The sequence below is a fragment of the Mesorhizobium japonicum MAFF 303099 genome, from assembly GCF_000009625.1.
GTDB classification, from domain to species: domain Bacteria; phylum Pseudomonadota; class Alphaproteobacteria; order Rhizobiales; family Rhizobiaceae; genus Mesorhizobium; species Mesorhizobium japonicum.
This window is the reverse complement of sequence record NC_002678.2, coordinates 5,161,370-5,171,893: the sequence shown is the minus strand read 5'-3', so window position 1 is coordinate 5,171,893 and position 10,524 is coordinate 5,161,370. Positions and strand designations below refer to the sequence as shown.

Genomic DNA, 10,524 nt, shown 5'->3' with positions numbered 1-10,524 from the left:
TGGAAGTCGGAGGCGCCCGCAGAGAAGCTCAAGACCTGGCGCGAAGTTGTTGGGCCGGTGTTTCGCGGCACCTGGCCACTTGACGCCGAACTCCAAACGCCGAGGGCCAACTTCAAGTTGGTTCAGATGCTACGGGCCACGGGAGACGCGTTTCCAGAGGCGGTCGACGATGTGATTCCCCTAATCACGCAAGAGCCTGCGGTCAGGGGCACAACCGTGTTCTCTTTAAGAGACGCCGATCCGGCACTCTACAAACTGGCCCCTAGTCTTACTGTGTCGTAAGTTTCGTTAACGACTGATTGCGAGAATGGCGATTCGTGCTTCATATGGAGGGAGCGATGGATCTCCAGGACGGAATCGAAACGAGTGAATCGCGTTTTGCGGCCTATGTCGAGACGCTGGCCTCGGTATTGGGTCACGCTGACCGGGTGGCGCCGCTGAAGGCCTATTGCACCGGGCTGCTTTTGCCGCGCGAGCGCAAAAGCGTCGAGCCGATGGCGGCACGGGTGGAGCCTGGGCGTGTCCAGGCGGCGCACCAGTCGCTGCATCATTTCGTAGCGAAGGCGGATTGGTCGGATGATGCCGTGCTGAGCCGCGTGCGGGAACAGGTGCTGCCAGCGCTTGAGCGTCAGGGGCAGATCCGTGCTTGGATCGTCGACGACACCGGCTTTCCCAAGAAAGGCAAGCATTCGGTTGGGGTTGCACGGCAGTATTGCGGGCAGCTCGGCAAGCAGGACAACTGCCAGGTCGCGGTCTCTCTGTCGGTTGCCACCGAGCAGGCGAGCCTGCCGATTGCCTATCAGCTCTATCTGCCGGAAAGCTGGGCGAACGACCCTGACCGGCGGGCCAAGACAGGCGTGCCGGAGAATGTGGTCTTCCGCACCAAGCCCGAAATCGCCCTCGCGCAGATTCGGGCGGCGCTGGAGGCCGGCGTCTCACGGGGCGTGGTGCTGGCCGATGCCGGTTACGGCAACGACACCGCCTTCCGCACCGGGCTGACAAAGGTGGGCTTGACCTATGTCGTCGGGGTCCAGTCCTCGATCCGCCTGTGGTCGCCCGGCACGCAACCATTGCCGCCGAAGCCGTGGAGCGGACGCGGACCCCGCCCTCGCGCGTTCGGCGGCAGGCTGAACATGCGCCGGTCTCAGCCAAGGAACTGGCGCAAGCGCTGCCCGAGGACGCCTGGCACATGGTTACTTGGCGCGAGGGCTCCAAGGCGTCGCTTGCCTCACGCTTTGCCACCGTGCGGGTTCGGCCGGCCCATCGCGACTACTGGCGCTCCATCCCCCACGCTGAGGAATGGTTCCTGATCGAATGGCCGGACGGTGAAGTCGAGCCAACTAAGTACTGGCTCTCGACCTTGCCCGGAAAGACCAGGCTTGCCGACCTCGTCGATCAGGCCAAGATGCGATGGCGGATCGAGCGGGACTATCAGGAACTCAAGCAGGGGTGCTGTCACATTGATTTTGGCTTAACGGTTTGACGATAAGTCAGGTTGGCATGGTCGAAGCATGCGCCACCTACAAGAACCATCGCTTCCCGATCGAAATCGTTGCTCATGCCGTCTGGCTTTATTACCGGTTCGGGCTGAGCCTGCGCGATGTTGAAGAAATGCTGCTGGAGCGGGGGATCGTCGTCTCCTACGAGACCATCCGCCGCTGGGGAAAGAAGCACAGTCCCGATTATGCACGTCGCCTGCGCCGCAAGGCGCCATCGAAAGACGATGTCTGGCATCTTGATGAGGTAGCCGGGCACCGTAAAGTTAACCGACGGCTGATGAAGATGTGCGAACATGGGCCATGTCAGAAGTTGCTCGTGATCCGCTTTATCGTTGCCACCGCTTTCCCGCCGAGATCATTGCGCACGCGGTATGGCTCTACTTTCGCTTTCCGCTCAGCCTGCGCATGGTTGAGGACATGTTGGCGGCCCGCGGCATCATCGTCACGCATCAGACCATTCGAAGCTGGGCGGAGAAATTCGGGCGGCATTTCGCCCGGGAGATCAAGCGACGGTCAGCCGGCTGCCTGGGCGACAAATGGCATCTCGACGAATGTGTGGTGGCCATCAATGGCAAGAAGCAGTGGCTCTGGCGTGCCGTCGATCAGGACGGCTTGGTCCTCGAAGTGCTGGTGCAAAGCCGCCGAAATGCCAAGGCGGCAAAGCGTCTGATGCGCAAGTTGCTGAAGGCTCAAGGGCGGACACCACGAGTCATGATCACCGACAAGCTCCGGTCCTATGATGCCGCCAGGCGCGACCTCATGCCCGGTGTCGAACACCGGTCGCACAAAGGCCTCAATAATCGAGCGGAAAATTCGCACCAGCCGACCCGACGACGCGAAAGGACCATGAAACGCTTCAAGTCGGCACGCCAGCTTCAGCGGTTCGTTTCCATCCATGATCCGATTGCCAACCTGTTCCACTTTCCCCGCAATACGCTGTCATCGGCTCAACATCGAGACCTGCGTAACGCCGCCATGCAAATCTGGAACAAAATCGCGTGTCTCGCCGCAGCGTGACAGCCGTCCCGGCCAGCTATCGCTGCATCAATCCGCTGATAACTTTACAGTGCCCGAAGCCTTCCGACCATGAGGCGAATGGAGGCCAGCTTGAGGAAGGCGAGCGCCCTGGTGCGATTCGAAATTGAATTTGTCTTCCTCAGCCCCTTTTGGAACTCCGGCCCCTGGAATGGCCGCCACCGGCGTAGAGCTTGAACAGGAAGGGATCGAGTCCGAACAGCTTCGCCATCACCATCACGCCGCCATCGCAGTCCTGGATGTCGGCGGCATGAACGAGGGCGTGCATCAGGAGACCTTCGTATTGACGAGAATATGCCGCTTCTTGCCTTTGATCTTCTTGCCCGCATCGCGCTGCCCAAAGTCGGGCTCCCGCTGGAGCGCGTCAACCTGGAAGCGTGCTCGCTGACGGCCTGGCCTCACGACGGATTGCGCGCCGAAGGCCAGCCGGTGCATGTCAAGAGCTGGCAATGCCGGCTCTGGCGTTCTCTCCTCGTTCACCGCCACCCGGTGCTGAACGAAATGCGCAGCATCGAGAATATGGTCCGGACGATCCTGCGGGAGGCCTGTATCAACTGGGCACGCGGTCGCGAACCACCATCGCCGGTCGTGTGCAGGAGCTGGCCGGCGCTGACGCCGAGGTGCTGGAAATAACCGGTCGCTGACCAAGGTGTGTCGGGCGGTGCATGTGCACAGCTAGCGCGACCGCGCCAACGCACTCAGGTCCGGACTTCCTTTAAAACGCAAGCGACAGGTCGAGATTGTGCTGCACCATCTGATTCCCAGGCTCTGTCTCGAGAGCTTGCCGATACAGCACCTGTGCCGCGTCATGCCGCCCCTCAAGGTCCAAGATCACTCCCTTCGCGTTCAATGCGCGCAAATTTCCTGGGGCTGCAACCAAGAGCCTGTCCAGTACCTGAAGCGCCTCATGCGGACGCTTCTGCGCGACCAAAGCATTCGTAAGACGGATCGCCGCATCGACATTGTCTGGGTGCTGCGTCAACTCATCCCGCAGAGCCCGCTCTTGTGCATCCTGGCCGACCGCGCTCAAAATGCGTTCTCGCATAGCCGGGTCGATTTGGTTGGCGTTGAGCAGCTCTGGGGATGACGTCTCCCTCACTGAAAGAGCAGGCTTGTCCAAGCTGGCGCAACCGCCGAGAGGCAGCATGGCGAGTACAGAGAAGAAAAGTGAGTTCCTAAATGCTCGGCCGTCTGTATTCTGGTGTGAATTCATGCTTGGTTTCCAATTATCATAGAGTGCTATCACGTTCATTCGATGGCAAACGGATTGGGTTTACTCTGACAGCCCACTGATCAATCCATGCGGGAATTTGACGGACCCGGCGGGTTTAACTGTAAAGTCGGAGGCGATATCTTGATAAGACAGCACGGCAACATCGATCCCGTTTCTGGTGAAAAAGCCGCGGACGAAGCGTCGGATGTCCGTTGAGGTTAAAACGACAGGGCGGGTCTGACCCGGTGCTGTGTTCGAAAGGATCTGACGTACCTGTGACAGCAGCGCTTCGCTTTGCCGGTCCTCTAGTACGAGGTGGGGTCCTGCAGCCGAATCTCGAACTGCATTGCGCATCACATCCTCACTCTGGCGTTCGACGACCAAGGCGGGCACGATGCCCTCTGTGTTGGCATAGCGGTGACAGATCTGACGCTTCAAACCAGAACGAATATATTCCGTGAGCAGGGCAACGTTTGGCTCACGTTCGCTCCATTCCGCCAATCCTTCTAAGAGAAGGCGGGTGTGGCGGATCGGGATTCCTTCATCCAGGAGCCGGCGCAGCACATCCGCAATCCGAGGTATTGGCGTCGTGCGCAGCACCTCCTTGACCAGATCAGAATAGTCCTTCTCCATTCGGCCTATCAATTGTCGGGTCTCTTGAATACCGATCAATCGGGGTGCGAAACGGGTCAACGCTGTATGGAGGCGCAAGGCGAGGAATTCGCCAGGACCGTAATGTGTGATGCCGGCACTCTTGAGAGCCGGTGCATGGCTTTGGTCGGCCACGAGTCTGTCCGTTTTTGGATCACGCCGATACGGGATACCGCTCGATTCGATGTTCGCCACATCGTCTTTGAGCATCAGCTGGCTCGGATCAAACACACCCTGTTCAACTGGCACCCCCTCGATATCTATTCGAAACTGAGACTCCAGCAACTGCTGGTCGACAGTGACAGGGATGGGGGGAACGACAATGCCAAGATCGGCTGAAAGTAGTTGCGAAACGCGTGCAATCTCCTGCTGCAATTCGACTTGTTCAATCGCATGCATCAGGTCTGGCGCAAGGAAGAAAGCGATCGGACATTCCTGCGCGGGCGCGGTTTGTTTTTGAGTGTCCCCTGCACTTGTGGTATCGACAACATCGCCCTTCACAAAGCTTATCGCGGCGAAGATTGCGGCCAACACCAAAAAGACGGGCAGGGGGAAGCCAGGAACGAACCCCATCAAAACCAGGACGCAAGCTGCGACCCGCACTGGTCGCTTGCTGGCAGTGATCTGATTCACTATTTCGGTACCAAGGTTGACCCTCGCCGCCCCCGTGACACGAGTGACGACGGTCGCCGCTGTAATTGATAGCAGCAGGGCCGGAATCTGCGATATCAATGCATCGCCTATCGTTAGCAGAGTATAGTGATGCAGCACATCGCCGAAGGACATGCCCTTCGAGAGCAGGCCGATCGATATCCCACCCAGCATGTTGATGAAGATAACCACCAGTCCGGCGATGGAATCGCCCTTCACAAACTTCATCGCGCCATCCATCGCGCCGTAAAGTTGGCTTTCCTTCTCCAATGCGGCGCGTCGCCTGCGAGATTCGTTGGCATCGATGTGGCCGTTGCGTAGCTCTGCGTCGACCGCCATTTGCTTACCCGGCAGAGCGTCGAGCGTGAAGCGCGCCGCCACTTCGGCCACGCGTTCGGCGCCCTTCGCGAGGACCATGAATTGTACCATGGTGACGACCAGAAATATGACGAAACCGACCACGATATTGCCCGAGATCACGAAATCGCCGAACGTATGGATGATGGCGCCTGCCTCCCCCTCGGCCAGGATCAGGCGCGTCGTTGCGACGGTGAGCGCCAGGCGGAACACCGTGGAAAGCAAAATGATGCCGGGCAAAGAGGAAAGATCAAGTGGAGTACTGACATACAGGGCAACCATCATCAGCAGGATGGCCAGTCCCATATTGAATCCTATCAGCGCGTCGACCACCACGATCGGGATAGGCATGACCATCATAGCGATAGCCAGAAGCAGCATCAACGCGACCATCAGGTCCGGGTTGGCCGGCGAACGGTTGATGAACTTACGCAGGACGTTGGCCATCTAGGACCCTTTACGATCGCTTGAGAATTATTCTGCTGCTACGCAGTGAAGCGTAGCATTCGAAGTCCGAGGGCCAAGTCCCTCATTGGGCAGCCCGCGAGCAGCAGGCTGTGGCATGAGAGCCCGAATGCGCGAAGCTGGGTGGTCAGCAAGTTTTCACTCTGTCCAGGTTTGTTGTGGTACTGGGCGCGGCAGAATGGTAGCTGACCACGCAATTCTGCTTGATAGGGCCTGCGGACTAATACGGGAGAGCAGCAAGGCGGCCATTACGGCTCAGCAGCACACGACCGTCCTCGATCCTGTCGACCGTCCATCCATCATCCAGAACGGCGCCAACAAAATACTTCTCACCACCTATGACAAGATACGGTTGCGGGCCACGCCAAACGGCTTCAACTGCGATTGCGGATGGCGCCTTTTCGTCTTTTATGAGCACTCCATTGACCAGTGTCAGGGCGCCCTTGGTGCGATGATCGAACCACTGCTGGAGCTTCCGCCAACTGATGACCGATTCAGACGTGACGGTACCCTCCGCCGTCACAGTGTCCTTTGCCGAGCCGACCTTAACATTGAGTAGGCCCGCTCTATCGACTTCCTCCTGCAGCTCTTTAGCCGCTGCCTCCGCAATCTGGTCGTCGGCGCGGTGGTTGGTCCGCTTCGACTCATGATCGGCACTGGGTGAATTGGGTCTCGATGCACCACCGTCCCCATTATAGGAAAAAAAGGCTGAGAGCATACCGACCGCTAGAGAGCTGACTATCACCGTGGCCAGAACACGCATCGAGAGGCGTGGTATGCCTATCGGACCACTTGTCACTTCATCCTGCACGGACCAGAGAATGGACATCTCGCCTGCGAGAACGACGACAGGAAGTGGCACCACAACGCACTCGCCCGCGGCGATATTCCGCTTACCCTTGATGCTGAGTCCGGCCGCAAGCGCCTCGACCTCGATCGAGTTGCCAAGGAGCGTTATACGAAAATGATGCGGTGCCAATCCTTGCTCGACGAAGATCATATCGGCGTCTAAGCCGCAGCCGATTAAGCTCGTTTCGAGAGCAGTCTTACCCGTCAGCCCGCAATAGAGCCCCGACAGAACTTCGAAATCAAGAGAAACGGCGTCATTCAAGGATGTTCTCCCGAACAAGAGAGAAGCCGCACGGCAATTGCCGTGCGGCTCATTTCGGTTCTACATCGCGCCACCTGGCGACGCGATCGGGAACCCCTGCTTCCGAACCTACTGAACGCGCTCGTCGGCCGCTTTCTTGATTGTGTTGAGGTTGGTCGTAACGGTGCGCAGCTGTATACTCCTAGCCGTAGCCTCCAAGCTAGCCGCCGTTAGATCCGCGATTTGCGCCTCGAAAGCGGCTTTCCCCGCGACTCTGGTACCTACGTCTGTAGCCACCGAAGTCCCAGTGCCAGCCGCACTGGTGCCAGTACCTGCTTTACTCATAACGTTTTCCTTCTGTTCAAACCGCGCCCGTCAGCACGGCACACACATCCTGACGCAGACCATCCACGTCAGGCATCCTCTTCAGTTTCTGCAATAGCCTCGTCGGCATCAGCCATGGCATCGTTCAAAATAGTTAGCGCAACGGAGTGGAGAACCGTGTCGAACGCTTCGGCTAGAGCTTGCTGATCATCCCCAGAGATAGTCTGACCGTCCACAGGATCTTTCCCGCCAACCGGCTTGTTTGGGTCATTGTTCCCGCTACCCGGTTTGTTAGGGTCATCATTCCCGCTACCCGGCTTGTCAGGTTGCTCTGGTTGGCTTTTCGGATCTCCATGCCCCCTGCGAGCTAAGGAAATGTTGCCAAATCCACTCCCAATTGCTGCGGCCATCAAGTACTCCTGCATGCGTTCCATTGGCGCCGACGCCTAAAGATAATCTCATCAGGCTACGAGCAGGAGCTTTCGAGAACCTGACGAGTCTGGACAAAAAGCGGGCTACCGGAAAATAATGATCGAGCAGGGTTCGGCCTCCTGCAAAGTGGTGAAAAGTGGGTACTGCGCTTCTGCCAAAGGAATAGCGCCTGACAGGAGGCCTGACATTCTTCGAACGTAGCGGTAAATTCCGAGGCTTCGTTGCTGCGACATCATCATTTCCCAACTTTCCCACGGTGGCGGGCTGAGGGCGCGGGAGGCGAACTCCCGAGCCCCGCCTTGCCCGGACCGTCTTCTGCTACCGACCTGCGCCAAAGCGAGCGGCAGCCTCGACGGCGCAATTGCACTTCCCGGCGATCTCACTAACATCCGGCAAACGCTGCTGATGACGCCCGCCGTGCTGTCAAATTGAGGAGAAAGGTCGTTCCCATTCATCGCGGGCCGGAAAAGTGCGAACTTGGTCGTGTGACCTGGGTGCGGTGATGCGCTCCCGCGTCCAGCTGCTGCTCCTCCTTTTTGCACCGAGGGAGCTCAGGCTCGCCGCCGAATCCAGCGAGATCCAAGGGCGTGGCTCCCCGGCGGATTGTGCGTTAATTCAGCCGATCAGCGCTCGGAAAACCGCAGAGGCAGCTCGGGTCAGCACGGCCGGCGTCTGTCCGCTCCAAAGCTCTGCATGCCACATGCGCCGCCGCGCTTGCCGACCACAAATGACAAACCGCTCAGCGGCAGCTTAAGTGGTCTCCGTGAAATGGCGCGGATCGGCGTGAGCAACCAAATCATGCGTTCAACGTCTTGCATGAAACCCGCCGACTCCCACGAATTTTTCAGGCTAGGAATGTTACACATAAAGGCCTCACGGAAGACCGCACTCCGATCACGTCCAAAATGGCACTAGCCCTCTTGTGTTACGGGGCGGCCACAGAGGCCCCAGGGCTAGGCCAATCCTGCGGCGAAGAGTGCTCTCGCCACGGGCTCGAAATATTGCATGGGAATGGGTCTGCCCAGTTGCGTTTTGCCGATGAGCTGATGCGCTAGGACATCGTTGTCGACAATTTCAAGACGTAGCGCTCGCGCCTCGCTAAGCAGGTGTGAAGCCCGCTCGCCATCGGCGCGGCAAACCAGGACGGGCACCCCGGTTTCACCGCGGACGTAACGCAGACCGATCAGTATCGCCGTTCCTTTGAAGATCAGCGTGGCGTGATGCACACCGAGGGGAGGTTCGTCAGCTGACTCGTCACGAATGCGACGTCGTTCACTCTTCAACTCTGGCGCCCCTTGCTGATCCTTCAGCTCGCGCGTGACTTCAGTCTTGGTCATCCTCATTTCGCGCAGAAACAACGCACGCTGCACCAGGAGATCGATCAGGCCAGCGGCCAGAAGTGCGCCGGCGCCAATTCCGATCAGCAGTTTTGCCCCCGTAACGACAAGGCCCAAACAGCCCATGCCGCAGAACGGCAGATAGACCATCGTCTTCCACATGCCGAGAAGGCAAAAGGAAAAGGTTGCGCCGAGAACGAATACTTTAAACAGCGTCTTCCCGAGTTCGACCATCGAACGCGCAGACGCCAAGCGCTTCAGCCCTTGAAAAGGATTAATTTTATCGAAGTTGGGCGTCATTGGCTCGAGAGAGAAAACAAATCCACCATTGGCTAATATGCTTGCCAAAAGCACCGCCGCGACAAGCGTTCCAAGCAGCGGGCCAACAGTTGCCAAGGTGAGTTCGGCAAGCACAACCAGCGCCTGCCGGACCGCGAAGTCAAATGGCAGGTTCTGCAGCTTGTCGACAAATAGTAGCGCTTCGCGGCATTTGTCTTCGATCGCGCTGCCTCTTAGCCAAAGGTATCCGAGACCAGCGCAAGTGCCGACCGCGCGAACGAAATCGGAGCTATGTGGCAGCTGCCCTTTTTTGCGTGCATCGTTTAGCTTTTTGGGGGTGGCGGCGTGTGTCTTCTCTTCGCTCGAGTCGCTCATTTCAGCAATCTATCGAACCACTCGAGCGCGCCATTCGCTTGTGTGATCTCCAGTTTCATACCCTCTACGAGATAGCCAGCGTATGTAACCATGAGAATCGGAAAGACAAGATTCTTGATCGCCGGGGACAGTTGGGTCAATTTGAATTGCGGCGCAAAGCGACGCAGTAGCATAAAGGATACATCAATCAGCGTCATAAAGAACACGACGGGCCCTGACACCAATAACGCCGTGCGCATAATCTGGTCGAGGAGCCCTAACACCTCCATTGCTCCTTGCGTGCTCAATGTAGGATAAAACTTATACACGGGCCAGATCAAATAGCTGCCATAAAGGGCGCCGATCAACGTTTCCAGCCCCCCTGATGCGACGAAGATGGCAATCGCAGTGATCCCGAGAAAGACTCCCATGGCGGAAGCCTGACTATTCGTCGCGGGGTCGGTCGGGGCGGACGGGTTGGTGACGCCGCGTTGGTTGTCGATAAACTCACCGGCCGCCTGAAGTCCCCATAAGGGAATGCCAAGGAAGGTGCCAAGTAGTGCGCCGACAAGAACTTCCTTCAATCCGAGCAGAGCTACCTCAATCAGACGTGTTTCAGGATCCAGCGCCTGCAACGCGTCGCTGACATGTGCCAGACATGGTAATCCGAAGCCGACAGCCAGGCAGCCGCGGATCAGGCCATCGGTCTGAGAACGTGTAAATACCGGTAGGATCATCATAATGCCTATCGCGCGCGCTGCGCCAAGACCGGCTGCTACGACGAGTTCGATAGCCGTATGCATGAGGATCTGAATCTCGGCCGGTGACGCATACATG

The 10,524-nt window shown here is 58.1% G+C and carries 8 protein-coding genes and 3 pseudogenes; 4 read left to right on the top strand and 7 right to left on the bottom strand.

Annotated elements, in window-relative coordinates:
* Window positions 1-338 precede the first annotated feature (338 nt).
* The 3 genes and pseudogenes from MAFF_RS25930 to MAFF_RS25920 all read left to right on the top strand — a co-directional run bounded on the left by MAFF_RS25930 (window position 339) and on the right by MAFF_RS25920 (window position 2,516).
* The gene (locus tag MAFF_RS25930) at window positions 339-1,310 is read left to right on the top strand and encodes an IS701 family transposase (RefSeq protein ID WP_425280319.1); all 972 of its coding nucleotides are present in this window, start codon (window positions 339-341) and stop codon (window positions 1,308-1,310) included.
* A 190-nt stretch (window positions 1,311-1,500) separates the two neighbouring features.
* Window positions 1,501-1,656: pseudogene (locus tag MAFF_RS41510) on the top strand (IS6 family transposase); the annotation flags it as partial.
* 143 nt (window positions 1,657-1,799) lie between these two features.
* Window positions 1,800-2,516 carry an IS6 family transposase gene (locus tag MAFF_RS25920; RefSeq protein WP_157866082.1) on the top strand — a complete coding sequence of 239 codons (717 nt, stop codon included), beginning with the start codon at window positions 1,800-1,802 and terminating at the stop codon, window positions 2,514-2,516.
* Window positions 2,517-2,560: 44 nt separating this feature from the next.
* On the opposite strand, the pseudogene MAFF_RS41505 reads toward MAFF_RS25920, so the two are convergent.
* Window positions 2,561-2,864 (bottom strand): annotated as a pseudogene (locus tag MAFF_RS41505) (transposase); the annotation flags it as partial.
* Here MAFF_RS41505 and MAFF_RS39340 point away from each other — a divergent pair.
* Window positions 2,865-3,139: pseudogene (locus tag MAFF_RS39340) on the top strand (IS110 family transposase); the annotation flags it as partial.
* Window positions 3,140-3,249: 110 nt separating this feature from the next.
* Here the strand turns inward: MAFF_RS39340 and MAFF_RS25910 are convergent.
* From MAFF_RS25910 to sctT, 6 genes are all read right to left on the bottom strand, one after another.
* Window positions 3,250-3,747, bottom strand: coding sequence for a tetratricopeptide repeat protein (locus MAFF_RS25910; protein WP_010913980.1), 498 nt, complete (start codon window positions 3,745-3,747; stop codon window positions 3,250-3,252).
* Window positions 3,748-3,807: 60 nt separating this feature from the next.
* The gene (gene sctV, locus MAFF_RS25905; protein ID WP_010913979.1) at window positions 3,808-5,853 is read right to left on the bottom strand and encodes a type III secretion system export apparatus subunit SctV; all 2,046 of its coding nucleotides are present in this window, start codon (window positions 5,851-5,853) and stop codon (window positions 3,808-3,810) included.
* Between the two features lie 238 nt (window positions 5,854-6,091).
* Window positions 6,092-6,982, bottom strand: a complete 891-nt coding sequence (locus tag MAFF_RS25900; protein ID WP_010913978.1) for a SctD/MshK family protein — start codon at window positions 6,980-6,982, stop codon at window positions 6,092-6,094.
* Window positions 6,983-7,374: 392 nt separating this feature from the next.
* Window positions 7,375-7,695 (bottom strand): hypothetical protein, encoded by a 321-nt coding sequence (locus tag MAFF_RS25890; protein ID WP_044551341.1) that lies wholly within the window; start codon window positions 7,693-7,695, stop codon window positions 7,375-7,377.
* 975 nt (window positions 7,696-8,670) lie between these two features.
* On the bottom strand, window positions 8,671-9,708 hold the full coding sequence (locus MAFF_RS25885) for an EscU/YscU/HrcU family type III secretion system export apparatus switch protein (protein ID WP_010913977.1): 1,038 nt from the start codon (window positions 9,706-9,708) through the stop codon (window positions 8,671-8,673).
* Window positions 9,705-10,523: a type III secretion system export apparatus subunit SctT gene (sctT, locus tag MAFF_RS25880; protein ID WP_010913976.1), complete on the bottom strand. Its 819-nt coding sequence runs from the start codon at window positions 10,521-10,523 to the stop codon at window positions 9,705-9,707. Before sctT ends, MAFF_RS25885 begins: the two co-directional genes overlap by 4 nt.
* Between the last annotated feature and the right edge of the window lies 1 nt (window position 10,524).

Coding starts and splice junctions, on each gene's coding strand:
- MAFF_RS25930 (WP_425280319.1), top strand. CDS start 339: ATGGATCTCCAGGACGGAATCGAAACGAGTGAATCGCGTTTTGCGGCC.
- MAFF_RS25920 (WP_157866082.1), top strand. CDS start 1,800: ATGTCAGAAGTTGCTCGTGATCCGCTTTATCGTTGCCACCGCTTTCCC.
- MAFF_RS25910 (WP_010913980.1), bottom strand. CDS start 3,747: ATGAATTCACACCAGAATACAGACGGCCGAGCATTTAGGAACTCACTT.
- sctV (WP_010913979.1), bottom strand. CDS start 5,853: ATGGCCAACGTCCTGCGTAAGTTCATCAACCGTTCGCCGGCCAACCCG.
- MAFF_RS25890 (WP_044551341.1), bottom strand. CDS start 7,695: ATGGCCGCAGCAATTGGGAGTGGATTTGGCAACATTTCCTTAGCTCGC.
- MAFF_RS25885 (WP_010913977.1), bottom strand. CDS start 9,708: ATGAGCGACTCGAGCGAAGAGAAGACACACGCCGCCACCCCCAAAAAG.
- sctT (WP_010913976.1), bottom strand. CDS start 10,523: ATGTATGCGTCACCGGCCGAGATTCAGATCCTCATGCATACGGCTATC.